Source organism: Streptomyces sp. NBC_01525, assembly GCF_045040405.1.
GTDB lineage: Bacteria > Actinomycetota > Actinomycetes > Streptomycetales > Streptomycetaceae > Streptomyces > Streptomyces benahoarensis.
In genome coordinates this window covers 2003915-2028179 of record NZ_CP109397.1, presented here as the reverse complement: position 1 = coordinate 2028179, position 24265 = coordinate 2003915, and the positions used below count along the sequence as shown (strand labels likewise).

The following is a 24265-nucleotide window of genomic DNA, read 5'->3' as shown; positions in this document are numbered from 1 at the left end:
CACCAGGGTGGTCCTGAAGAACGGCCCGCTGGGCGGTCTGATCGCGCTCGTCGTGGTGATGGCCGCGCTGTCGAAGGACTTCCTCAACGGCCAGAACCTCCTCAACGTCGGTGTCCAGGCGTCCGTCACCGCGATCCTCGCCTTCGGCGTCACCTTCGTCATCGTCTCCGCGGGCATCGACCTGTCCGTCGGCTCGGTCGCCGCGCTCTCCGCCACCGTCGTCGCCTGGGCGGCGACCCACGAGGGACTGCCGGTGTGGTGCGCGGTCCTCCTCGGGCTGGCGGTCGGTGTGGCCGCGGGTCTCGTCTCCGGCGCGCTCGTGGCGTACGGCAGGCTGCCCGCGTTCATCGCGACGCTGGCGATGCTGTCGGTCGGCCGTGGCCTGGCGCTGGTCGTCTCCGGCGGTACGCCCATCCCGTTCCCTTCCTCGGTCAGCGCTCTCGGTGACACCCTCGGCGGCTGGCTGCCGGTCCCCGTCCTCGTGATGATCGCGATGGGGCTGATCGCCGCGGTGATCCTGTCCCGTACGTACACGGGCCGGGCGATGTTCGCGATCGGCGGCAACGAGGAGGCGGCCCGCCTCTCCGGCATCCACGTCAAACGCCGCAAGCTCGTCATCTACGCGCTCTCCGGCCTGTTCGCGGCGGTCGCCGGTATCGTGCTGGCCGCCCGGCTCACCTCCGCACAGCCGCAGGCCGCGTCCGGATACGAACTCGACGCGATCGCCGCCGTCGTCATCGGCGGTGCCAGCCTCTCCGGCGGCTCCGGCAAGGCATCCGGCACCCTCATCGGCGCCCTGATCCTCGCGGTGCTCCGCAACGGCCTCAACCTGCTGAGCGTCTCCGCGTTCTGGCAGCAGGTCGCCACCGGCGTGGTCATCGCCGTCGCCGTCCTCCTGGACACGCTGCGCCGCCGGAGCGCCCGATGAACGCCCGGAACGCGGCGGCCGAAGGCCGCGAGGCCCAGTCCCGTACGGGACGGGCTCGTACGGGACGGACCCGTATGGCGGGCATGGGCGCGGGCCGCAGGTGGGGCGTGCGGTGCGCGGTGGCCGCCGCGGCGGCCGGGCTGGCGCTGGGGCTGGCGGGCTGCGACCGCGGTGGCGACACCGACCTCGGGCTGGCGCTCTCCACGCTCAACAACCCGTTCTTCGTCGGCATCAAGGAGGGCGCCCAGGCGGAGGCGGACGCCCGGGGCCTGCACGTCAACATCACCGACGCGCAGAACGACCCCACCCAGCAGATCAACCAGATGGAGACGTTCACCAGCCAGGACGTCCGGGCCGCCATTATCAACCCGGTCGATTCGGATGCAGCGGTTCCGGCCGTCGGCGTCGCCAACCGCGCGAACGTCCCGGTCATCTCCATCGACCGCGGCGTCAACGGCGGCAAGGTCGGCTCCACGATCGCCTCCGACAACGTCGCGGGCGGCCGCCTTGCCGCGAAGACGCTCGCCGAATCGCTGGGTGGCAAGGGCAAGGTCGCGTTCCTGGAGGGCCAGCCCGGGACGTCCGCGGCCCGCGAGCGCGGCCAGGGCTTCGAGGAAGGCATCAGGAAGTACCCCGGCATCCAGGTCGTGGCCCGCCAGCCCGCCGACTTCGACCGGACCAAGGGCATGGACGTGATGGCGAACATGCTCCAGGCCCACCGCGACATCGGCGGGGTCTTCGCCGCCAATGACGAGATGGCGCTCGGCGCGTCCAAGGCCCTCGGGGCCCGCTCCGGCAAGGACGTCAAGGTCGTCGCGTTCGACGGCACCCCCGACGGGGTGACGGCCGTGCGCCGGGGCACGCTGACCGCGACCGTCGCCCAGCAGCCCAAACTGCTCGGCAAGAAGGCGGTGGACTGGGCGCTGAAGGCCGCCCGCGGTGAGAAGCTGCCCGCTTCGGTCAAGGTGCCGGTCGTCCTGGTGACGTCGGACAACGCGGCGTCGTTCGACGGCTGAACGGGCCGCGGCCCACGCCGCCTGTGCCATACGGGCGATACGAGCCGTGCGTGCCAAGTGGCCTGTGGAGCGCCGACGGGTGACGTGGCCGCCGCGCCGGACGCGACAGGCAAGAGTTTCACGACAGATACGAGAGAGGGGAGCGGCGAAGGTGATGAGTGGAGAGGGGCGTGTGTACGACGTTCTGGTGGTCGGTTCGGCCAACGCGGATCTGACGGTACGGGTGGACCGGCGGCCCGGTGCGGGGGAGACCGTGCTCGGCACCGATCTGGTGGAATCGGCCGGTGGCAAGGGCGCCAACCAGGCCGCGGCGGCGGCCCGGATCGGCGGGCGGACCGCCCTGTTGGCACGGGTCGGCAAGGACGCGTACGGCGATCTGCTGCTCGCCGCGCAGCGCGAGGCCGGAACCGATGTGACGCCGGTCGTCGTCGACGAGGCGGCCCGCACCGGCACCGCCATGATCATCGTCGGCCCGGACGGCGACAACAGCATCGTCGTCTCACCCGGCGCCAACGCCGCTCTCACGCCGCAGGATGTCGCCGCCGCCCGGCAGACCGTCGCCGCTGCCACCGTTCTCTCCCTTCAGCTGGAAATTCCGACCGAGACCGTGCGGGCGGCCGCCGTGACCGCCGAGGAGTGCGGCACCCGCGTCGTCCTCAACCCCTCCCCGGTACCGGAGCGACTGGCCCCCGAACTTCTGGCGGCGGCCGACCCGTTGGTGGTCAACGAGCACGAGGCCCGCTGTCTCTCCGGCGCCGCCGACGGCACCCCGCGGGACTGGGCGCACGCCCTGCGCGAGCTGGGCGCCCGCTCCGTCGTCGTCACCCTCGGCGCCGACGGCGCGCTGCTCCTGGACGGCGCGGGCCTGCACGAGGTGCCCGGCGTCACGGTCGACGCGGTCGACACCACGGGCGCCGGCGACGCCTTCACCGGAGCCCTCGCCACCCGCCTGGCCCGCGGCGACACCCTGCCCGCCGCCGCCCGCTTCGCGGTTCGTGTCGGCGCCGCCGCCGTCACCAAGCCGGGCGCCCAGCCGTCCTACCCGACTCTGGCTGACCTGGACGCCTTGCTGGGGAGCTGAACGGTGGTGGGGTGAGCGGCGTGTGGGTGCACGGCGTGCGCCTCGCGCAGGCCGGGCGTGAAGCTTCGGTGCAGGCCGGGCGTGAAGCTTCGGCGCAGGTCACTGCCCCACCGGGACGTGGGCTCGTCCACCCCGGAACGGCCCGCCCCGACGATCACCCCCGCCGACCCCGCCCCCGACACCTCCCCGCCAGCTCCGCCGCCACCGCCACCTCCGTGCCGGCCAGGCCGACCGACGAGAACAGGGTGATCGCGTCGGTGTCGGTCCGGCCCGGTGCGGAGCCCGCGAGGACCGCTCGCACCGCCCGTACCGCACACGTCGCGTCCAGCGACTCCCGTACCTCGGCGTCGCCCAGCAGCACCGGCCCGGTCAACCCGCCGCCGCCTTCGCGGTCTTCGCTCACCTCAGCTCCCTCGGTCCGTACAGCGCGGCGTCCGCGCCTGTTTCCAGTGCCCAGTAGCGGTCGCCGTACGACCAGTGCCACCACTCGGTCGGGTAGTTCACCAGCCCGGCCGTCGTCAGCGCGGCGCTCAGTGTCCGCCGGGCCCGACGTGCCGCCGCCGGTATGCCGGGCGCGGCGGTGTAGCAGGCGCCGTCGCTCTCCTCCGGCGAGGCGTCCACAGGGGTGCCCATGTCGACCGGTGAGCCGTCGGCGGTGATCAGGGTGACGTCCACGGCGCCGCCCGCGCTGTGCGGGGCGATCTCCGGCGGCGAGACGAACCGGGAGGCGGCGGAGCGCACCCGGTCCGGAGCCCAGTCGGGGTGCAGCCCGCGCAGCCTGTCGGCGTATCTCTCGAAGTAGTGGCGCTGGAGGGCCGGCGGGCGGTACCCCTCGACCAAGCGGAGCCGCAGGCCGTCGGGGAGCACCCGCTCCGCGGCGAGCAGCCGCTCCAGCACCCCGGCCCGCAGATGGGCACCGGCGCCGTCCGTCGTCGCCTCCTCCGTATCGGCTGCGGCCGCCAGCAGGTTCGGCGCCGCCTCCCGTACGTCCACCAGCGGCTCCCCGCACTCGCGGACCGGCATCGCGGCCACCGCCGGGTCCGCCATCAGCACGACGGCGTCGCGTACGTCGGTCAGCACCAGCTCGCCCTCCTCCGGGCAGTCCGCCCCCGGCCCGGCCGACGCCACCTGCCGCCCGTCCGGCAGCCAGCCGCCGCTGAGCCCGCATCCCGGGCCGGAGGTGCCGCTGCCCATGCCCGCGCCGTTGGCGAGCAGGACGTGGAGGCCGTTGTCCCACGCCCGGTCCGGGTACTTCGTCAGGCTCTCCGGCGAGCTGTGGAACGAACTGGCGAGGTACACCCGGCAGCCGTCCGCCGCGGCCCGCTCGGCCAGCTCCGGGAAGGAATTGTCGTAGCAGGTGGCGAGGGCGAACGGGACACCGCCGAGGCGGAAGCGGCCCTCGGTGTGGCCCGGGGTGACGAGGTCGCGTTCCCGGCCGGACAGATGACGCTTCGTATAGCGGGTCAGCAGCGCCCCGTCCGGACCGAAGACGAACGAGGTGAGGCCCGGTATGCCCGCCGGGCCGCCGGGCTCCCGCGCGGGGACGTTGACCACCGCCCCGACACCGTGCGCCCGGCACGCCTCCCGCACCGGCGCCAGCCGCGCGTCGTCCGGGGTGAGGGCGAGGCCGGGATCCGCTGCGAGGGCGTCGAGGTCGTACTGCGTGAGCGCCAGCTCGGCGAAGACGACCAGGGCCGCGCCGAGGTCGGCGGCGCGGGCGAGGAGGGCGGCCATGCGTGCGGCGTTGGCCGCGATGTCGTGGCGGCGGGACGGGAATTGAGCTGCGGCGATCAACATGCCGTCATCATGCATCCGCGCAACTCACCCGCGCAGAGCCTGTGGATAACTCCCGATCGGCGGACCGCAGACCGCAGACCGCGGACCGGCGGATCGGCCAGCGACCGCCCGCCGATTGCAGCCCCCGCGCTCGCTGTTCAGGAAGCCGTCACCACCGACACATCCCCGCCGCTGGTGCGCGCCACCACCCGGTGCCGGGCGGCCGGATCCGTCGGTACCGAGACCTTTCGGTCGCCGCCGCTGGTCGTGGCCTCCACGGCGTAACTGCTCCGCGGCAGCCGGATCGTGACGTTGCCGCCGCTGGTGGTGCCCGACACGTCATCGGGCACGGTGGTGAACGTGGCACTCACGGAGCCGCCGCTGGTCTTCGCCCGGGCCTTGCGCGCGGCGACGGCGTCCAGGGTGACGTCCCCGCCGCTGGTCTCCGCGGCGACGGAACCCGTCGTACCGCGCACCGTGATGTTCCCACCGCTGGTGTGCAGATCGACCGCGGTCGCCCGCGGCACCTGCACCCGGTAGCTCACCGAGCAGTTGTTGCCCAGGCCCCGGCACACCGAGGCGTCCAGCGTCAGCCCGCCACCCGCGACGGAATGGGTCGGGGCCGGGCGGCTGTCGTGGTACGCGTACTTCTCCGTGACGCGTACCGGGCCGCCGCCGTCCACCGTCACCACCTCGATGGAGCCGCCCGCCGTGGTGGCCGTCACCGTGCGGACGTCACCGGGCACGGAGTACGTCCGCTCCGCGGATTTCGACGGCCCGAGCGCGCCCGAGCAGCCGGTCGTCAAGGCGGCCGCTCCCGCGCAGGTCAGGGCGAGACAGGCGGTACGGAGACGGGTCATGGCGAGGTTCCCTCAGGAGTCGACGGCGATACCGGTCACCGGAATCCTCCGGCACGGCTCCCCGGGGCGCCTCATGCCACAGGACGACCGGACCCGGAGGACGCCCCCGAGGTCAGGCCGCCGATCCCTTACGGGTGATCGTCCGGAACGCCATCTCCGCCAGCTCCCCCTGGCCGCGGACGCCAGGATGGAACCAGTCCCAGCTGCTCAACTGCCGTTCCGTGAAGCGGTAGTCGAAGACCCCCGGGTCGAAGCGGCAGAGGGAGTCCTCGGCGCAGACCTCCTCCAGCGCCTCGTTGTACGCCTTGACGCGGTCGCGCACCTTCTCGCGGCGCTCGGCCGCCCGCTCCGTCAGATCGTCCGGGTCGCGCAGCATGGAGCCGCAGATCCCCAGCTGCCACACCTGCTTGCCGAGCGGGTTTTTGCGCCCCTCCGACCACAGGCGCAGCAGATCGGGCACCGCCGCGACGTACACCTGCGTCCGGGGCAGCGACCGCCGCAGCTTCTTCATCGCCCGGGTGAAGTCGGCGCGGAAGGCGGCGGCCGGGGTCATCGCGCGGACCTCGCTGCGGCAGGCGTCGTTGGCGCCGATCAGCACCGTCACCAGCTCGGGCCGGTCGGCCTTGGCCGCGTCGACCTGATCCGGCAGATCGCTCATCAGCGCGCCGGTGCGGGCGTGGTTCCAACTGTGCCCCGCAGGGTGGTCCAGCAGCCGCCTCGCGAGGCTGTCGACCTTGGGCGAGGTGCCCGTCGACCAGGACACCTCGGGGCAGTCGGACAGCACCGTGCAGGCGTCGAAGCCGACGCTGATGGAGTCGCCGAGCGCCGCGATCGACGCCGGGGCGGTGCGCCATACCGGGACGGGCTTAACGGACGGCGCGGAGACCTTCGGGCTCGGCCGCGCCGACGGTGCGTCGGCGCCGTCCTCGCTGCACGCCGTCACGGACAGCAGCAGCGCGCCGGCGACGAGGGCGGCGCCCGCGCGACGCCGCACGCCCCCCGACGCGCCGTTCCGCCCTGGAGGAGCCGCCTCCGCGGACCACATCCGGAACGAAGCCGTACGCCGAGAGGGGAACGACCGGTCGATCTCTGTCATCCCCTGTCCCCTCCGGCGCGTGGGTGATATCTCTTCGAGGTACCGACGGTACGTCACCCCTCGGCCGGGTCCGCGGGACAGCCCCGTTCCGGGGTCGCCGCGCCATGACCCGAACGGGTGTGCACAGTCGGCGTAAACCTCTGGCAACCCGTCATTTCCCGTCCTTTTTACGGCAGATTGCGGCATATTGGGCCCAATGGTGTTTACTGTAGGTCACCTGGCAGGCCGGTGCCGAAACGCTCACCGGGGCGGACCGCCGGCACTCGTCCCGGCCGCCGACGGGGCGGGCACGAGGCCGCCGGGGAAGGCGAACCTCGAACCGCACTGGAGGTCCCGGTGACGACCCGTGGAGTTCTCTACGTCCACTCCGCACCGCGCGCGCTCTGCCCCCACGTCGAATGGGCCGTCGCGGGCGTCCTCGGCGTACGCGTCACCCTCGACTGGATCGCCCAGCCCGTCGTCCCTGGCACCTGGAGAGCCGAATTCTCCTGGCAGGGCGCCGTCGGCACCGCCTCCAAGCTCGCCTCCGCGCTGCGCGGCTGGCATCTGCTGCGCTTCGAGGTCACCGCCGAACCCTGCGCCACGGCCGAGGGTGAGCGCTACAGCTCCACCCCTGACCTGGGCATCTTCCATGCCGTCACCGGAATCCACGGCGACATCCTCATCCCCGAGGACCGGCTGCGCGCCGCCGTCGTCCGCGCCGAGGGCGGCGAGAGCGAACTCGCCGCCGAGGTCGCACGTCTCCTCGGCAAACCCTGGGACGACGAACTGGAGCCCTTCCGTCACGCCGGGGAAGGCGCCCCCGTCCGCTGGCTGCATCAAGTCGTCTGACCGCCCCGCCGCGCCTTGCCTTCGAGCGCGCTCGAAGTCTTAGCGTGCGGACATGGCTGATCACATCTCTGTGGCGGTGCTCGGCACCGGCATCATGGGCACGGCGATGGCCCGCAACCTCGCCCGCGCCGGATACGACGTCCGCGCCTGGAACCGCACTCGCGCCCGGGCCGAACCCCTCACCGCCGACGGCATCCGCGTCATGGACACCCCGGGCGAGGCCGTCGACGGCGCGGACACCGTCCTCACCATGCTCCTCGACGGACCCGCCGTCCTCGACGCGATGACGGCGGCGGCCCCGCGCCTCGCCCCCGGCACCCTCTGGCTCCAGATGAGCACCGTCGGAATCGAGGGCACCGCCCCACTGGCCGCCTTCGCCGCCGCCCACGGCCTGCGCTACGTCGACGCCCCCGTCCTGGGCACCAAGGCCCCCGCGGAACAGGGCCAACTGACCGTCCTGGCCGCCGGACCCGCCGACGTACGGGAGCGGGCCGCCGCCGTCTTCGACGTCATCGGGCGGACCACCCGCTGGGTCGGCGATGACGGCACGGACGGCCACGCCAGCCGCCTCAAGCTCGTCCTCAACAGCTGGGTGCTGACCGTCATCAACGGCGTCGGCGAGGCCGTGGCGCTCGCCGAAGGGCTGGACGTCGACCCGCGCGACTTCCTCGCCGCCGTCGACGGCGGCCCGCTGGACCTGCCCTACCTGCGCATGAAGGCCGAGGCCATCCTCTCCGGCGACCTCCGGCCCAGCTTCACCGTCTCCGCCGCCCGCAAGGACGCCCGGCTGATCGCGGAGGCCGCCGCGGCGTCCGGTGTCCGCACCGACCTGGCCGCGGCCGCCGCCGAACGGCTGCGCCGGGCGGAGGAACAGGGGCACGGCGACGAGGACGCGGCCGCCGCCTACCACGCTTCCTTCGGCGACTGACCCGGCCACGTACGCCGAGGGCCCGCCCGGTCGTCATGACCGGGCGGGCCCTCGTACGTCAGCGGTGCGTTCAGACCGTGCGGAACGCCAGCACGACGTTGTGACCGCCGAAGCCGAACGAGTCGTTCAGCGCCGCGATACGGCCCTCGGCGGGCAGCTTGCGGGCCTCGCCGCGGATGATGTCCACATCGACCTCGGGGTCGAGGTTCTCGACGTTGATCGTCGGCGGGGCCACCCGGTGGTACACCGCCAGGATCGACGCGACGGACTCGATACCGCCGGCGCCACCCAGGAGGTGACCGGTCATCGACTTGGTGCTGGCGACGGCGATGTGGTCGGTGTCGTCGCCGAAGACCTTGCGCAGCGCCTTCAGCTCGGCGAGGTCACCCTGCGGCGTCGACGTCGCGTGCGCGTTGACGTGCACGATCTCGGCCGGGTCCAGATCACTGTTGTCGAGGAGGCTCTGCAGCGCGTGCGCGATGCCGTTGCCGGACGGCTCGGGCTGCACGATGTCGTGACTGTCGGCGGAGATGCCCTGGCCGACGGCCTCGGCGTAGACCCGCGCGCCACGCCTGGCGGCGTGCTCCGCGGACTCCAGGACGATGACGCCGGCGCCCTCACCCATGACGAAGCCGTTGCGTGCGGTGTCGAAGGGGCGCGAGGCACCCTGCGGGTCGTCGTTCGACTTCGACATCGCCATCATGTTGCCGAACGCGGCGATCGGCAGCGGGTGGATCGCCGCCTCCGTACCGCCCGCGACGACGATGTCCGCACGGCCGGTGCGGATCATCTCGATGCCGTAGCCGATGGCCTCGGAGCCGGACGCGCAGGCGCTGACCGGGGTGTGCACACCCGCGCGGGCGTTCACGGCCAGGCCGACGTTGGCGGACGGGCCGTTGGGCATCAGCATCGGCACGGTGTGCGGGGAGACGCGGCGTACGCCCTTCTCCTTCAGCACGTCGTACTGGTCGAGCAGGGTCGTCACGCCGCCGATGCCGGAGGCGATGACGGTGCCGAGCCGGTCGGGGTCGACGGTGGTGTCCTCGCCCGCCTTGGCGGTGAAACCGGCGTCGGCCCACGCCTCGCGGGCCGCGATCAGCGCGAACTGCGCCGAGCGGTCCAGCTTGCGGGCCTGCGGCTTGGGGATGACCTCACCGGGGTCGACCGCCGCACGGGCGGCGATGCGGACCGGGAGGTCGGCCGCCCAGTCTTCTTCCAGGGCGCGTACACCGGACCGGCCGGCGAGCAGGGCCTCCCAGGTCGAAGCGCTGTCGCCACCCAGCGGTGTGGTTGCGCCGATACCGGTGACGACCACGGTGCGATTGGTCGCGTTCACGGGAATTCTTACTCCACGGGTAGAGGGGTCTGAATACGGCGCCACCGCGGGGTGGCGACATGCGCAGGAGCTGGATCAGCTCTGGTGCTTGAGGATGTATTCGGTCGCGTCGCCGACGGTCTTGAGGTTCTTGACGTCGTCGTCGGGGATCTTCACGTCGAAGCGCTCTTCAGCGGCGACGACGACCTCGACCATGGACAGCGAGTCGACGTCGAGGTCGTCGGTGAAGGACTTTTCCACCTGGACGTCCTCGGTGGGGATCCCGGCGATCTCGTTCACGATCTCGGCGAGACCGGCGACGATCTCTTCCTTGGTGGCGGCCATGATGGCGCTCCTTGGTGCTCTAGTGGTAACTGACGGGGTGAAGCTAGGCGCAGCGACCGGCACATCAGGGGGACGGACGGCGCTGCGCAGATCCTGCCTAGGGGAGGGTAACGACCGTAGCCGCGTAAACGAGACCCGCCCCGAAGCCGATGACCAGCGCGGTGTCGCCGCTCTTGGCCTGACCGGTCGCCAACAGCCGCTCCATGGCGAGCGGGATGGAGGCGGCGGAGGTGTTGCCGGTGGTCTCCACGTCACGGGCGACCGTGACGTTCTCCGGCAGTTTCAGTGTCTTCACCATCGAGTCGATGATCCGCATATTCGCCTGGTGCGGAATGAAGACATCCAGGTCGTCCGGGCTGACACCGGCCGCGTCCAGCGCCTGCTGGGCGACCTTCGCCATCTCGAACACCGCCCACCGGAAGACCGCCTGGCCCTCCTGGGTGATGGCGGGGTAGCGGATCGCCTCGGGGGCCGTCCGCTCCTCGGGGCCGTCGCCACCGGGCACCGGCGTCGTGCGGTACGCGTCCCAGGCGATGGTCTGCTTGATCGTTTCCGCTTTGTCGCCCTCGGAGCCCCAGACGGTCGGGCCGATCGAGGGCTCCTTGGCGGGGCCGACGATGACCGCGCCCGCACCGTCACCGAACAGGAAGGCCGTCGCACGGTCCTCCAGATCGGTGAGGTCCGACAGCCGCTCCACGCCGATGACCAGCACATACTCGGCGGAACCGTCGGTGACCATGCCCTTGGCCAGGGTCAGGCCGTAGCCGAAGCCCGCGCAGCCGGCCGAGATGTCGAACGCGGCCGGACGGCCCGCGCCGATGCGGTGCGCGATCTCGGTCGCGACGGCCGGGGTCTGCTTGAAGTGCGAGACGGTGGAGACGACGACCGCGCCGATCTGCTCGGGCGAGATGCCCGCGTCGGCGATGGCCTTGCCCGCCGCCTCGACCGACATGACGGCGACGGTCTCCTCCGGGCCCGCCCAGTGACGGGTGGCGATGCCCGACCGCGAGCGGATCCACTCGTCGGAGGAGTCGATGTGCTTGAGGATTTCCTCGTTGGGCACCACACGGGTCGGGCGGTAGCCGCCGACACCCATGATCCGTGCGTACGGGGCACCCTTCGTGGGCTTGATCTTCGCGGTCATGCGCGGGCTCCTTCTTCGGCCGACGGATCGGCGACCGGAGAGCTGTGCTCGGCGATCAGGGTACGGGCTGCGTCGAGGTCGTCGGGGGTCTTCAGGGCGAGCGTCTTCACACCGGGCAGGGCGCGCTTGGCCAAGCCGACGAGCGTGCCGCCCGGCGCCGCCTCGATGAGCGCGGTGACGCCCAGCTCCTTGAACGTCTCCATGCACAGGTCCCAGCGCACCGGGTTCGCCACCTGGCCCACCAGAAGCCGCACCAGCTCATCGCCGGTGGTCACGATCCGCCCGTCCCTGTTGGAGACGTAGCGGGTGTGCGGGTCGGTGGCGGTCAGCTCGCCGACCGCGAACTCCAGCGCCGCCACGGCGGGGGCCATGTGGTGGGTGTGGAACGCGCCGGCCACCTTCAGCGGGACGACCCGCCGGGTGCCCTCCGGCTTGTCCGCGACGAGCGCCGCGATCTGCTCGGTGGTGCCCGCCGCGACGATCTGCCCGGCGCCGTTGACGTTCGCCGGGGTCAGCCCCAGCTTCTCCAGATGCGGGACGACGACGGACTCCTCGCCGCCGAGCAGCGCCGCCATACCGGTCTCGGTAACGGCGGCGGCCTCGGCCATCGCCTGGCCGCGCCGCCGGACCAGCGTCATCGCCGACGCGTCGGTGAGCGTGCCGGTCAGCGCGGCGGCCGCCAGCTCGCCGACGCTGTGACCGGCCGCGGCGCCGACGTGCGCGGTGAACTCCTCGGGCGTGGCGAACAGCTGCCGGGAGGAGATCAGCGCGGACGCCACCAGCAGCGGCTGCGCCACCGCGGTGTCGCGGATCGCGTCCGCGTCGGCCTGCGTGCCGTAGTGGATCAGGTCCAGATCGATGGCCGCGGACCACTCACGGAGCCGGTCTTCGACACCGGGGAGGTCGAGCCAGGGGGTCAGGAAGCCGGGCGTCTGAGCGCCTTGGCCAGGAGCGACGAATACGAGCACCCTCACACTCTCTCTTGTGGGAGGTCCCGCCCGCCCGTGGGGACAGGGACGAAGAACCATCGGGGGAATTGTTGGTGTCCGACAAAAGTCTAGAGCTGCGATTCTCCGTCAGCCAGACGCCCCAGGATCAGTGCGATACGCAGGGTGAAGGCCGAGCGGACATCGGACGGGGACCATCCCGTGACGTCCGTCACGCGTCGGAGCCGATAGCGCACGGTGTTCGGGTGCACGAACAGCATCCGCGCCGCGCCCTCCAGACTGCTGGCCTGCTCCAGATAGACGCTCAGTGTTTCCAGGAGCGCGGAGCCCGCCTCCTCCAGCGGCCTGTAGATCTCCTCCACCAGCTGGTCGCGCGCCACCGGGTCCGACGCCATCGCGCGCTCCGGCAGCAGATCGTCGGCGAGCACCGGCCGCGGTGCGTCGGGCCAGGCGGCGCAGGCCCGCAGACCCGCGGCGGCGGCCTGCGCCGACCGCGTCGCGGCCAGCAGGTCGGCGACGACCGGACCGGCCACCACCGGGCCCGCCGCGTACGGCCCGATCAGCGCCTTCGCCGCCTTGAGCGGGTTGTCGGAGCCACCGGCGATCACCACCAGGCGGCTGCCCAGGACGCCGGTCAGCACCTGGAGCTTGGCGTGCCGGGCGGCTCGGCGGATCGCCTCCACGGTCAGTTCGCTGTCGCCGTCGGGGGCGGTGCCCAGGACGACACAGACGTGCTCGGGGGAGTTCCAGCCCAGGGCCGCGGCCCGGGAGACCGCGCCCTCGTCGGCCTCTCCGGAGAGCACCGCGTTGACGACCAGCGATTCAAGGCGGGCGTCCCAGGCGCCGCGGGCCTCGGCGGCCTGGGCGTAGACCTGCGCGGTGGCGAAGGCGATCTCGCGGGCGTAGACGAGCAGCGCCTCCCGCAGGACCGATTCGTCACCGGGAGCCGCGACCTCGTCGATCGCCGACTCCATGACCTCGATGGTCGTCCGGACCATCTCCACGGTCTGGCGCAGCGTGATCGCCCGGGTCAGCTCGCGCGGCGCGGTGCCGAAGACGTCGGTGCTGATCGCCTGCGGGGTCTCGGGATGCCGGAACCACTCGGTGAACGCCGCGATACCGGCCTGCGCCACGAGGCCGATCCAGGAGCGGTTCTCCGGTGGCATTGCGCGGTACCACGGCAGCTGCGCGTCCATGCGGGCGATGGCTGCCGCGGCGAGTTTCCCGGACGACTGCTCCAGCCTGCGGAGGGTCGCCTGGTGCGGATGAGGGGCGCGCGATGCGGGTTCAGACACGGGACAAGACTGCCTTATCGGGGCGGGCAGGTGGCGCGGCGGGGCTACGGTGACTGCATGATTCAGGTGCACGCGGGCGCGGAACGCTATCGGGGCGGCGATCCGGAAGCCGGGATCGAGACGTTGCACGCGTTCTCCTTCGGCCCCCATTACGACCCCGCCAATCTGCGGTTCGGCGCGCTGATCGCCTGCAACGAGGAGCGGCTCGCACCGGGCGCCGGTTTCGACGAGCACCCGCACCGCGACACGGAGATCGTCACCTGGGTCGTCGAGGGTGAACTGACCCACCGCGACTCCACGGGCCATGAGACGACGGTAGGGCCCGGCGACCTGGCCCGGCTGACCGCCGCCGACGGCGTCCGGCACATCGAACGCAACGACGGCCCCGAACCGCTGCGCTTCGTCCAGATGTGGCTCGCACCGACGGAATTCGGCGGCACCCCCTCGTACGACGTGGTGCGCGGCCTCACCGACAACGCCCCGTACGCCGTCCCGCGCGCCGGCGCGACGCTGCACGTCCGCCGCCTCGCCGCCGGCGAGAGCACCGAGGTCCCGGCCGCGCCGCGGGTGTATGTGCAGGTGGTACGTGGTGAACTGCGGCTCGGTGAGGACGTGTTGGTATCTGGTGATGCCGTGCGGCTCACCGAGGAACGTGGTGCGCTGTTGCGGGCGGAGAGGCCTGCCGAGTGCCTGGTTTGGGAGATGGGCGCGGAGCCGCGGTACGTGTGAGGACGGTGCGCGGGTGAGGGTTGCGGTGGGCGCCGGGGCGGCGGACGTCGGTGGCCTGGTGGCCTGGCCTCGTGGTGGGCGGGCTCGCCGGTGCGGCGTGAAAGCCGTGGTGGTGTGGCCTGGTGGCCCGGCGCCGTGGTGGTGGGCGGGCCCGCCGGTGCGGCGTGAGGGCCGGGTGGTGCGCCGGTACGGGGCGGTAAGCCGCGAGGGCCGGGCGGTGCGCCGCGGGTGCCGGTCGGAGCCGGGTGGTGGGCCGGGTGGTGGGCGGCCGGGATCCGTGTGGGCCCGGCCGCCGGGGGTCAGGCGGAGTGGAGCTCGGCCAGGACCGCGTCGGTCAGCGGCGGCCAGGCGTCGATGGCCCAGGGGCCGAAGGCGCGGTCGGTGAGCGCGACGCAGGCGGCACCGGTGCCGCCCGCCGCCTCCGGGTCCACCCACAGGAACGTACCGGACTGACCGAAGTGCCCGAACGTCCGCGCCGACGACGAGGCGCCTGTCCAGTGGGGCGACTTCCCGTCGCGGATCTCGAACCCGAGACCCCAGTCGTTCGGCTTCTGGTGACCGTAGCCGGGCAGTACGCCGGTGAGCCCGGGGAAGGCCACGGAGGTTGCGGCAGCGACGGTCTCGGGCGCGAGCAGCCGTGGCGCCTGCAGTTCGGTGGCGAACCGGATCAGGTCGGCGACGGTCGAAACGCCGTCCTTGGCGGGGGAACCGGCCAGCTCCGTCGCGGCCATCCCGAGCGGCTCCAGCACCGCCTCCCGCAGATACTGCGGGAAGGGGATCTCGGTGGCCTCGGCGATGTGGTCGCCCAACGCCTCGAAACCGGCGTTGGAGTAGATCCGGCGGGTGCCCGGGGCGGCCATCACGCGCCGCTCGTCGAAGGCGAGGCCGGAGGTGTGGGCGAGGAGATGGCGCACGGTGGAGCCCTCGGGCCCGGCCGGTTCGTCCAGCTCGACCGCGCCCTCCTCGATCGCCACCAGCGCGGCGTACGCGGCCAGCGGCTTGGTCACCGAGGCCAGCGGGAAACGGTGCTCCTGGGGCCCGTAGGCTCCGGCCACGCTGCCGTCGGCTCGTACGACGGCGGCCGCAGCGGTCGGCACCGGCCAGTTCTCGATCATCCGCAGGCTCTGCATGGGACGAGCCTAAAGGCCGCCTGCCCGGGGGCCGCAGGCCGGTCGGTGCAGGGCTCCGACCCGGTACGGGGTGCTCGCTCGGACCGGATCGGGCCGGTCGCGCCGGGAGCCGGGCCGGAGACGGGGCGGCGGTCGGGGCAGCATCGGGAGACGGGCCGGCGGAGCTCCGGGCCACGTGGGGTGCTTGCCAAATCCCGGTCAAGATCGCGCTTGCTTGGAGTGCGCTCCAACTCTCTAGCGTTGAGTGACGTCGACGGGGGCGACAGCCGAACAGGGGAGACGCGGCATGACGGTGACCCGGAGCGAGCCGGTGATCGAGGAAACGGTGATGACGTGTGGCGGAGCGGTGTCCACGCAACGGACACCGGACGGTCCGCAGTGGGCGGCGCGGAGCTGCGCCCAGGAGGTGTTCCACCCGCGCCCGACCGGCCGGGACCGCTACTCGATCAGCGAGGTGGCGGCACACACCGGGCTCAGCGCCCACACCCTGCGCTGGTACGAGCGGATCGGCCTGATGCCGCACGTCGACCGCAGCCACACCGGACAACGGCGCTTCACCAACCGTGACCTGGACTGGCTGGCGCTCGTCGGCAAGCTGCGGCTGACCGGTATGCCGGTCGCTGACATGGTGCGCTTCGCCGAACTGGTCAGGGCCGGCGACGCGACGTTCGCCGAGCGGGAACGGCTGCTGACCGCGCACCGCGAGAACGTACGGCACCGGATCGCGGAACTGCAGAGCACCCTCGCCGTACTCGACTACAAGATCGACATCTACGCCGACGCCCGACGCCGGGCGTCCGAGAGGGGCTGAGCCGACATGGGCAGCGAAAAGATCGACACCGTGGAGCTGGGCACCGGCGGCCCGCGCGTCGGAGTCCAGGGCCTGGGCTGCATGGGCATGAGCTTCGCCTACGGCCCGACCGACGCCGACGAGGCACGCGCCACCCTGGAACGCGCCCTGGAACTGGGCGTGACCCTCTACGACACCGCCGACCTCTACGGCAACGGCGAGAACGAGAAGTTCCTCGGGCCCTTCCTCCGCGACCACCGCGACGAGGTCGTGCTGGCCACCAAGTTCGCGCTGGCCATCGACTCCGCCGACCCGAACAAGCGCGTCATCCGCAACGACCCGCCCTACATCCGGCAGGCCGTCGAGGGCAGTCTGCGGCGACTCGGCGTGGACACGATCGACCTCTACTACATGCATCGCCGCGCCCCGTCCGTCCCGATCGAGGAAACCGTCGGCGCGATGGCCGCGTTGGTCGCCGAGGGCAAGGTCAAGCACCTGGGGCTCAGCGAGGTGACCGCCTCCGAACTGCGCGCCGCCCAAAGCGTGCACCCGATCGCCGCCGTCCAGTCCGAGTGGTCGCTCTTCAGCCGTGACGTGGAGAACGGCGTGGTCGCGGCCGCGGCCGAGCTGGGCGTGGGCTTCGTCCCGTACTCGCCGCTCGGCCGGGGATTCCTGACCGGCTCCTTCGTCCACGCGGAGAAGGAGCTGAGCAGCGACGACTTCCGCCGCCAGCAGCCGCGCTTCACCGGGGACAACGCCGCCGCCAACGCCGCGCTGCTGGAACCCGTCCGCGCTCTCGCCGCCGCGCACGACGCGACGCCCGGACAGATCGCGCTGGCCTGGGTCCAGCAGCGGGCCGAGACCCACGGCCTGAGCGTGGTGCCGATCCCCGGCACCCGCAGGCGCACCCGTATCGAGGAGAACACCGCCGCCACCCGCATCCGGCTGACCGGGGACGAGCTGGCACTGCTGGAACCCATCGCGGGGAAGGTCGCGGGGGGCCGGTACGCGGACATGACGTTCACCTCTGCCGGACGGGAGTGACGGACGGGAGCTGCGGGCGGGGCGGGTGCCTGGACCCTTCGGGACGGCGGGGGGAAGGCCGCCCGCCGGAGCTGGGCCGCCCTCGCCGGGCGGGCCGTTGCCGAGCCGGTCCGGGCACTCAGCGAGCCGGTGGCCCGAGCCCGTCGCCGAGCCTTCGGCCAGCCAGCGACCCGGCCCGAACCAGGCGGCGCCGGGCCCTGAACCGCCCACTTGCCGGGCCCGGTTCAGCTGACGGCTGCGTAGCGCCCGAGCGTGATGGCGGCGAAGTTGCGTAGTGAGTCGGTGCCCGGGGCGAGATAGCCGGTGTGGCCCTCGGCCCGTATCGCGGAGACCTGCCGTGCCCCGAACGCCGGGTCGGTGGGGTCCTCGCCATGGCCCAGCCCCAGCACGTCGACGTGGGGAACGTTGCCTATCCAGTCCGTGGCATCCCGCGCGGCCCACACCTGGGCGTAGCCGTCCACCGCGGCGGCCGACGGCCGACGTATGCCGGGGGAGCCGAAGATGATCAGATCCCTCGCGGTGTGGCCCAGAACCGGCCCGGCGAGACCGCAGACGACCGAGCCGTAGCTATGGCACAGCAGCGCCGGTGCGGGGGAGCCGACCGCTGCCAGCCCGGACAGGAAGCGCACCAGCCGGGGAGCACCGGCCTCGGCGAGCCTCCCGGTCGCGGCGTCCGGTCCCAGACCGACCGGGGTGGTGTACCCCGTCCAGGCGATCACGGCCGTCCGGACACCGGGGGCGTCGGCGGCCATCCGGGCGCGCAGCGACGTCGCCATCCCCGTCGGGGTGCCGTACGGATCGAGGTCGCGGTCGAAGGTGGTCAGATCGATGTCGGAGCCGGGGACGACGACGGCGGTGCGCTCCGCCCTTGCCAAGTCGCCGTGCACCTCCGCGATCTGACCGCGACCACGTGCGTCGAAGGCGAGGATGTGGCGTCCGGGCGCGAGCAGTTCGGTGTAGCGGTCGGCCGCCCGGCGCGCCGTCCGATGGTCCTCAAGGGTGCCGCCGGGGTCGGTCGACAGCGCCCGCTGACGGTCCCTCTCGGCCGTCAGCGCAAGGGAGTTGGCCTGGTACCGCAGCGCTATGGGAGCACCGTCGAGATTGCCGACGGTCAGAGGGTGCCGCACCGCGAGGGCGTACCGCTGGGCCGCGGTCAGCCCGTCGAAGAAGTGGGCCACCTCGGCCGGGGGCGCCGTCGCCGGATCCGGCAGCCGGGTGCCCAAGGAGTGGTCCGCGCGCCAGGCGGCGGCGCCCGGCGCGGGCCCGGTCACGGCGGTCTCCGCGGAGCCGGCGGCCCAGCCGCCCGTGCCCCCGGCGACGAGCGCGACGAGCGCGGCGGTGATCAGCGCGCGTCGGCCGCGCCGGGTGGCGGCTCGTAGCAGTGCCATGGTGTCTCCCTCGTGCAGTGGTGCGATGGAAGGAAACGTAGAAAGGCGTCGGGTGAGACGGCGTCCCCCCTCGGAGCCAACTCCCGAGTGATACCGCAGTAGGAGATGGTGACGCCGGGTCCCACCTGAGTACCGCCCGGCCTCACCATGGCGGGGGAGTGGCGGGCTGACCTGCGGTCGTATCGCGGCGCGGCCCGGCCGGGGGGCGGCGCCCCGACCGCTCGCAGAGGTCACCGGAAACCGGACCGCGGGCTGCGTCGGCACGCCGGAACACCCCGCCGCATGCCGACGTCACGGAACCCGTATCGGGCGAGACCGTCCCCCTGTCCCGCCAAGGGCGCGAACTCTGTGGCGCCTCAGCGTTCGCCGGGCGTGACCAGCCCCGACTCGTACGCGAAGATGACCGCCTGGGCGCGGTCGCGCAGCCCCAACTTGGCCAGTACGCGCCCGATATGGGTCTTCACGGTCTGCTCGGCGAGGATCAGCGCGTCCGCGATCTCCTGGTTGGAGAGGCCGCGGGCGATCAGCTTCAGCACCTCCGTCTCCCGCGGGGTGAGGCCGTTGAGCCGCAGCACGGTGGTCTCCTTGCGGGGCGCCGGACCCTGGCGTGCGAAATCCGCGATCAGCCGACGCGTCACGGACGGCGCGAGCAGGGCCTCGCCCGCGGCGACGATCCGCACCGCCGCGATCAGATCGGCGGGCGGTGCGTCCTTGAGGAGAAACCCCGAGGCACCGGCACGCAGCGCCTCGTAGACGTAGTCGTCGACGTCGAAGGTGGTCAGCATCAGCACCTTCGGGCGATGCGTGACGCCCTGCGGCGGGGACAGCAACTGCCGTGCCGCCTCCAGGCCGTCCATCTCCGGCATCCGTACGTCCATCAGCACCACGTCCGGGTGTGTCCGGCGGCTCAGCTCGACGCCCTGGACGCCGTCCGGAGCGTCGCCGACCACGTCGATATCGCTCTGCGCGGCGAGCAGCGCGGCGAAACCCGCCCGCACCATGGCCTGGTCATCGACGATGATCACCCGTGTGGTCATGAGGAGTCGGCGTCCTTGTCGATCGGAAACGGCAACGGCAAAGGGAGTTGGGCGGCGACCATGAAGCCGCCGCCCGGTAGCGGCACGGTCTTCAGCGAACCCTCCACCAGCCGCACCCGCTCCCGCATCCCCACCAGACCGTGCCCGGTGCCGGAGGTCTCCCAGGCGGTGGACGGCGTCGGGGGCGGGCCGTTGAGGATCACCACCGTGAGCAGGGTGCCGTCCGGGGACCGCGCCACCGACACCTGGGTGGGGGCCCCGGGGGCGTGCCGCACCACGTTGGCCAGGGCTTCCTGCACGATGCGGTAGGCCGAGAGAGCCACCGCGGGCTCCGGCGCCACCGGCTCCTCGGGCAGCGCCAACTCGACCGGCACGCCGGCCCGTATGGTGGCCTCGACCAGCCGTGGCAGCTCGTCCAGACCCGGCTGTGGGGCCTTCTCCGGACCCGCGTCCCGCGCCGCCTCCGCGCTGCGCAACACCCCGAGCAGCCGCCGCATCTCCGTCAGCGACTCCCGCGCCGTCGTCGCGATGGCGGCGAACTCCTCCCGCGCCTGCGGGGGTATGCCCTTGATGCGGTACGGCGCGCTGTCCGCCTGGACGGTGATCACCGACATGTGGTGGGCGACCACGTCGTGCAGCTCGCGCGCGATCCGGGCCCGCTCCTCCAGCAGGGTGCGGTGGGCCCGCTCCGCCTCACTGATCGTCTCCTGCTCCCGCAACTTCCGTCTGGCGTCGCCGCGTTCCCGCACGACGACGCCGACCAGCAGCAACACGCCCGCCAGCACGAACAGCAGCATCCAGGTGTTGTCGCTGCCGCGGGGCGTCAGCGGCTCCAGGAAAACGCCCACCACGCCCGTCGCCGCCCAGACCGTGCCCAGGGTGCGGCGGCTCTCCCGCTGGGACAGCGGCACCATCAGCGCCAGATAGCCGATGATCGCCGCCGGTGGCCACGGCCAGGGCTGCGTCTGCGGGGATGCGGAGAGCAGCAGCGCGCACAGCACGTCGGAGCCGAAGATCACCCACCACGCCGACAGCGGCCGGACCACCGCCATCAGCAACGGCAGCGTCTGCGCCGCCCCCAGGAGCCCGGCGGGAGCACCGCTCATGCCGTAGTTCTCCCCGAGGTTGCGCGCGGCGACGGGCATCAGCACGGTGGTGAGGAGGACGGCGAGGACGTACGGGAGGCGGCGGACCCAGGTGCTGCGGGCCGACCCGAGCAGCGGCGCGCCGGGCCGGTCCCCCAGCCCGATGAGCGCGGCCAGGACCCGGCGGGCCGTGTGCAGGGCGCGCTCCCGGGCCGGTGCGCGCGCCGCGCCGGTGCCGGTCGAGGAAGAGGAAAGATCTCGGGTCATCGCGCAGTCAATGTAAGCGGACTGCGATGAACCGAACGTCATACCGCAGTGCGGAGCTGCACCCCCTACCACGGTATGACCCACGGCCGTTCGCGCCGCGGCTACAACTCCGCGAGGAGTTCGGCCTTCTTCGCGCTGAACTCGCCGTCCGTCAGCAGCCCGGCGCCGTGCAACTCGCCGAGCCGGCGGATCCGGTCGGCGATATCAGCCGGATTCCGCCCGGCGTCCCCGGCCCGGCGCACCGGCTCGCACGCCGTCGGCTCCGGCCCCGACTGTGCCGTCCGCACCGCCGCGAGCACCGCCGCGGCGAACGGCAGCGACTCGTGGACGGGCCCGTACCCGAGGCCGAAGACCACGGCCGCCGGGTTCTGATCGGCCTCCCCGGGCGCCTCGTCCAGGGCGGTGCGCTCCAGGAGCCGCAGATGGCCGGTGACCAGCTCCGGCGAACGCCACTCCACACCGCTCAACTCGCCGATGCCGAAGCTCTGGTCGCCGCGCTTCCACTTCGCGGACGACGCACCCGTCCAGAACCAGTGGAACGTCACCGCGCTCCCGTCGAACGACGCCTTGCCGTCGTACGCCTTGAAGTGCAGCGGGCCCTCGGGCGGCGCGACCAGATGACGGTCGGCGGGCTCCCCGGCGCCCGGGCCCAGCAGACGGCGCAGCTCGTCGGCGTACCGCGCCGCCGGGGTCCCGTGCTCGGCGGGCAGCACCAGACGGTACGGGTCGGCGTCCTCCTTGAGCTGCCCGGCGGCCGCCTCCATCAGGGGGTCGGCGCCCGGGCGCGGCACGGCGTGCAGCACGACGGTGCCGCGTCTGCCCTCGGACAGCTCGACGGCGCTCAGCGCCTCGTACGGAATGCGCCGCTCGCCGAGCGCCTGGAACAGCTTCGGCCTGCGGATCCCCCGTTCGAAGCGGATGAGTACGGAGTCCGTTCCGAACTCCCAGACGGCGTGAAAACCGGCCAGCACATCACCCATGCGGCTCATCGTATGTGGCGGTTGCCCGCCCGTCCCCCTTATGGACACCTTGTACCGTCCGCGGCCGACGGCCCCCGGCCGTCGCAGCGGATCAGGCGAGCCCGGCGACGCAGCCGGCGTCGTCGGCCGCGCAGCGCACGTCCGAGAGCGCGCCCACACCGACCTTCGCGAAGTTGCGCAGGCTCTCCGCGCCGGGTGTGAAATACCCGGCGTGGCCGACGGCCCCCTCGGCCGACAGCAGACGGCTGCCGAACGCCGGGTCGACCGGGTCGGGACCGTGCCCCAGCCCGCCGACCTCCAGGTACGGCATGTCCTGGATCCAGTCGTCGGAGTCCCGCATGGCCCAGAGCCGGGCCCGGGTGTCGAGCGCCGCCTTGTTGGCCGCGCGCATGCCGGGGCTGCCAGCCACCGCGATGTCCCGCACGTTCGACGGCAGATCGCGCGCGGCCAGGCCGCAGACCACCGAGCCGTAGCTGTGGCAGAACAGCGCGACGGCGTCGGCGGAGGGCAGTGCCCGGGTCAGCGCCCGCAGGCGGACGGCGCCCGCCTCGGCGAGCTGCCCGGTGGCGGCCTCCACCCCGAGACCGGCCGGGGCGGTGTAGTCGGCCCAGGCGATCACGGCGGTCCTGGTGTGCGGACGCACGGCACGCTCGGCGCCGTAGAGCGCGTCAGCCATGCCCACGGGGGCGCTGGTGGCGCGGGTGGTGCGTTCGAAGTTCGTCAGGTTGGTGTCCACCCCGGGGACGACCACGGAGACCCGGCGGGCCGTGTCGAGGTCGCCGAAGACCTCCGCGGCGCGGCCGCCGCCCGCCGGGTCGAACGCCAGGATCTGGCGGCCCTTGGACATCATCGACTCGAAGCGGTGCATCAGCCGGCCCGCGTCCTGGCGGCCGACGGGTGTGAGGCGGCGGTCGGTGGAGCGCCGCTCCTCGATGGCGCGCGCCTGGTCGAGCGCGGTGCGGTTGGCGCGGTAGCGCAGATCCACCGGCGCGCCGTTCATGTTGCCGACGACCAACGGATACCGGTCGGCGAGGTCGCGGCGACCGGCGCGGTCCAAGGTGGCGAAGAAGGCGCGGAGCCGGGCCGGTGCGGCGGCCGGGTCGGGCAGCCGGTCACCGTGGAACGCGCTGTGCCGCCAGTCGGTCTTCGCCGTGGCCAGCGGGTCGGCGTCCTCCTGGTGGCCTCTGATCGCCGTCCAGCCGGTGAGGGTGAGCATGACGAACACCACCACCAGGGCGAGTGCCGCACGCCAGGCGGTGGACTGCAGGAATCCGAAGGAACCGAAGGAGGGGCCGAGCCCAGAGAAAGAAGTCACCGCGGGCCACCCTAGGAGACGCGACGGCATGCCTGCTCCACGGGTGAGTCATGTCACGTTTCACGGCAGGTAATTCGAACAAAGTGGACGCCGGAAGCCGCGTTTCCGCGCTCAGGAGTGCGGCACCGGACTCATCCGGAATCGGCGCGTCACGCCCAGTCGATGCCAGGTGACGGTGCGTCCCGGGGCGGGTCGGTGTACGTCCCCGGCGCGCGGGCGGACCCTACGCGCCGGGTGCGCGTCACCGCTCCTCGCGCCAGTTGTCGTCGAGGGCGGGCCCGATGTGATCGAGGTACGAGTGGGTCAGCTCACGGATCGATGCGACGGTAACCTCATCGCCCTCGCTCCACGCCTTCCCGGCAGCGCGCATCACGCCGTTGAACGCCCCGACCAGCACCCGGGGGCGCGGGTCCCGGTCCGCGTCGAGCCCCTCCCGCCGGGCGAGCAGCCGGGCGATCTCCTCCTCCAGATCGCAGGAGCGCCGCATGTGCGCGGCGATCAGCGCGGGCGTCGACTCGATCATCTGGTAGGCGCGCATGTGCAGCTCCACCGGGACGATCGGCTCGATCGAGGCGGCGATGCCGTCCCAGGCTGCCATCACCGAGCTGCGCAGCGCGGTCAGCGGCGCCTCGTCGGCGGGCCGGTGGCGCAGCTCCTCCAGGAAGCGCGCCTCGACCATCTCCTGGACGGCGAAGGCGACCTCTTCCTTGTTGCTGAAGTACCGGAAGAAGGTGCGCTGCGAGACGTCGACGGCGGCGGCGATCTCGTCCACGGTCGTCGCCTCGTAGCCCTGGGCCGTGAACAGTTCGAGCGCCGCGCGGATCAGGGAGTCCCGGGTGCGTTGTTTCTTGCGGGCGCGCAGTCCGCACAGAGCCGCTTCGTGCGGCGTCGACGGGTCCATGCTGCGCCGCCTTTCCATGGTGTTCTCGCTGCTCAGG

22 protein-coding genes and 1 pseudogene are annotated in these 24265 nt (G+C 72.6%); 7 read left to right on the top strand and 16 right to left on the bottom strand.

All coding sequences use genetic code 11. The features are described 5' to 3' along the window. Nucleotides 1-58 precede the first annotated feature (58 nt). Both OG422_RS09035 and OG422_RS09030 read left to right on the top strand, forming a co-directional pair. Nucleotides 59-1944, top strand: a pseudogene (locus OG422_RS09035) (substrate-binding domain-containing protein). 154 nt (nt 1945-2098) lie between these two features. Further along, nucleotides 2099-3025, top strand: coding sequence for a ribokinase (locus OG422_RS09030; RefSeq protein WP_405741785.1), 927 nt, complete (start codon nt 2099-2101; stop codon nt 3023-3025). Between the two features lie 154 nt (nt 3026-3179). Here OG422_RS09030 and OG422_RS09025 read toward each other — a convergent pair whose 3' ends face one another. The 4 genes from OG422_RS09025 to OG422_RS09010 all read right to left on the bottom strand — a co-directional run bounded on the left by OG422_RS09025 (nt 3180) and on the right by OG422_RS09010 (nt 6706). Further along, entirely contained in the window at nt 3180-3428 is a 249-nt protein-coding gene (locus tag OG422_RS09025) for a hypothetical protein (protein ID WP_405741782.1), read from the bottom strand. Continuing rightward, entirely contained in the window at nt 3425-4822 is a 1398-nt protein-coding gene (locus OG422_RS09020) for a nitrilase-related carbon-nitrogen hydrolase (RefSeq protein WP_405741779.1), read from the bottom strand. The genes OG422_RS09025 and OG422_RS09020 overlap by 4 nt, the downstream gene beginning before the upstream one ends. A 137-nt stretch (nt 4823-4959) precedes the next feature. Further along, a complete protein-coding gene (locus tag OG422_RS09015) occupies nt 4960-5661 on the bottom strand; it encodes a DUF4097 family beta strand repeat-containing protein (RefSeq protein ID WP_405741776.1) in 702 nt (233 codons plus the stop codon). Nucleotides 5662-5773: 112 nt separating this feature from the next. Beyond that, nucleotides 5774-6706: an SGNH/GDSL hydrolase family protein gene (locus tag OG422_RS09010; RefSeq protein WP_405747696.1), complete on the bottom strand. Its 933-nt coding sequence runs from the start codon at nt 6704-6706 to the stop codon at nt 5774-5776. A gap of 387 nt (nt 6707-7093) precedes the next feature. Here OG422_RS09010 and OG422_RS09005 point away from each other — a divergent pair, with 387 nt between their 5' ends. Both OG422_RS09005 and OG422_RS09000 read left to right on the top strand, forming a co-directional pair. Continuing rightward, nucleotides 7094-7588 (top strand): DUF3145 domain-containing protein, encoded by a 495-nt coding sequence (locus tag OG422_RS09005; RefSeq protein WP_405741773.1) that lies wholly within the window; start codon nt 7094-7096, stop codon nt 7586-7588. Nucleotides 7589-7640: 52 nt separating this feature from the next. Further along, a complete protein-coding gene (locus OG422_RS09000; protein WP_405741771.1) occupies nt 7641-8516 on the top strand; it encodes an NAD(P)-dependent oxidoreductase in 876 nt (291 codons plus the stop codon). Between the two features lie 70 nt (nt 8517-8586). On the opposite strand, the gene OG422_RS08995 is transcribed toward OG422_RS09000, so the two are convergent. The 5 genes from OG422_RS08995 to OG422_RS08975 form a co-directional block, all read right to left on the bottom strand. Further along, nucleotides 8587-9852 carry a beta-ketoacyl synthase gene (locus OG422_RS08995; RefSeq protein WP_143940675.1) on the bottom strand — a complete coding sequence of 422 codons (1266 nt, stop codon included), beginning with the start codon at nt 9850-9852 and terminating at the stop codon, nt 8587-8589. A gap of 75 nt (nt 9853-9927) precedes the next feature. Continuing rightward, nucleotides 9928-10176 (bottom strand): acyl carrier protein, encoded by a 249-nt coding sequence (locus tag OG422_RS08990; RefSeq protein WP_143940674.1) that lies wholly within the window; start codon nt 10174-10176, stop codon nt 9928-9930. A 97-nt stretch (nt 10177-10273) separates the two neighbouring features. Continuing rightward, the gene (locus OG422_RS08985) at nt 10274-11320 is read right to left on the bottom strand and encodes a ketoacyl-ACP synthase III (protein ID WP_143940673.1); all 1047 of its coding nucleotides are present in this window, start codon (nt 11318-11320) and stop codon (nt 10274-10276) included. Continuing rightward, complete coding sequence (locus OG422_RS08980) at nt 11317-12288, bottom strand: ACP S-malonyltransferase (RefSeq protein ID WP_143940680.1); 972 nt, start codon at nt 12286-12288, stop codon at nt 11317-11319. Before OG422_RS08980 ends, OG422_RS08985 begins: the two co-directional genes overlap by 4 nt. Before the next feature lie 89 nt (nt 12289-12377). Further along, nucleotides 12378-13562 (bottom strand): CdaR family transcriptional regulator, encoded by a 1185-nt coding sequence (locus OG422_RS08975; RefSeq protein WP_030286795.1) that lies wholly within the window; start codon nt 13560-13562, stop codon nt 12378-12380. Between the two features lie 57 nt (nt 13563-13619). Between OG422_RS08975 and OG422_RS08970 the strand changes: the two genes are divergently transcribed. Beyond that, complete coding sequence (locus OG422_RS08970) at nt 13620-14291, top strand: pirin family protein (protein ID WP_405741766.1); 672 nt, start codon at nt 13620-13622, stop codon at nt 14289-14291. Between the two features lie 299 nt (nt 14292-14590). Here OG422_RS08970 and OG422_RS08965 read toward each other — a convergent pair whose 3' ends face one another. Then, complete coding sequence (locus tag OG422_RS08965; protein WP_405741764.1) at nt 14591-15421, bottom strand: serine hydrolase domain-containing protein; 831 nt, start codon at nt 15419-15421, stop codon at nt 14591-14593. 286 nt (nt 15422-15707) lie between these two features. On the opposite strand from OG422_RS08965, the gene OG422_RS08960 reads away from it, so the two are divergent. Next, on the top strand, nt 15708-16232 hold the full coding sequence (locus OG422_RS08960; RefSeq protein ID WP_405741761.1) for a MerR family transcriptional regulator: 525 nt from the start codon (nt 15708-15710) through the stop codon (nt 16230-16232). Nucleotides 16233-16238: 6 nt separating this feature from the next. Further along, nucleotides 16239-17255 carry an aldo/keto reductase gene (locus tag OG422_RS08955; RefSeq protein ID WP_405741758.1) on the top strand — a complete coding sequence of 339 codons (1017 nt, stop codon included), beginning with the start codon at nt 16239-16241 and terminating at the stop codon, nt 17253-17255. Nucleotides 17256-17479: 224 nt separating this feature from the next. Here OG422_RS08955 and OG422_RS08950 read toward each other — a convergent pair whose 3' ends face one another. From OG422_RS08950 to OG422_RS08925, 6 genes are all read right to left on the bottom strand, one after another. Beyond that, complete coding sequence (locus OG422_RS08950) at nt 17480-18643, bottom strand: alpha/beta hydrolase (RefSeq protein WP_143940668.1); 1164 nt, start codon at nt 18641-18643, stop codon at nt 17480-17482. Nucleotides 18644-18999: 356 nt separating this feature from the next. Continuing rightward, nucleotides 19000-19680, bottom strand: coding sequence for a response regulator transcription factor (locus tag OG422_RS08945; protein WP_143940667.1), 681 nt, complete (start codon nt 19678-19680; stop codon nt 19000-19002). Beyond that, complete coding sequence (locus OG422_RS08940) at nt 19677-21032, bottom strand: sensor histidine kinase (RefSeq protein WP_405741754.1); 1356 nt, start codon at nt 21030-21032, stop codon at nt 19677-19679. The genes OG422_RS08945 and OG422_RS08940 overlap by 4 nt, the downstream gene beginning before the upstream one ends. 101 nt (nt 21033-21133) lie before the next feature. Next, complete coding sequence (locus OG422_RS08935) at nt 21134-22012, bottom strand: DUF4429 domain-containing protein (RefSeq protein WP_143940665.1); 879 nt, start codon at nt 22010-22012, stop codon at nt 21134-21136. 91 nt (nt 22013-22103) lie between these two features. Further along, nucleotides 22104-23327 carry an alpha/beta hydrolase gene (locus tag OG422_RS08930; protein ID WP_405741751.1) on the bottom strand — a complete coding sequence of 408 codons (1224 nt, stop codon included), beginning with the start codon at nt 23325-23327 and terminating at the stop codon, nt 22104-22106. A 241-nt stretch (nt 23328-23568) separates the two neighbouring features. Beyond that, nucleotides 23569-24228 carry a TetR family transcriptional regulator gene (locus tag OG422_RS08925; RefSeq protein WP_143940663.1) on the bottom strand — a complete coding sequence of 220 codons (660 nt, stop codon included), beginning with the start codon at nt 24226-24228 and terminating at the stop codon, nt 23569-23571. Nucleotides 24229-24265 lie beyond the last annotated feature (37 nt).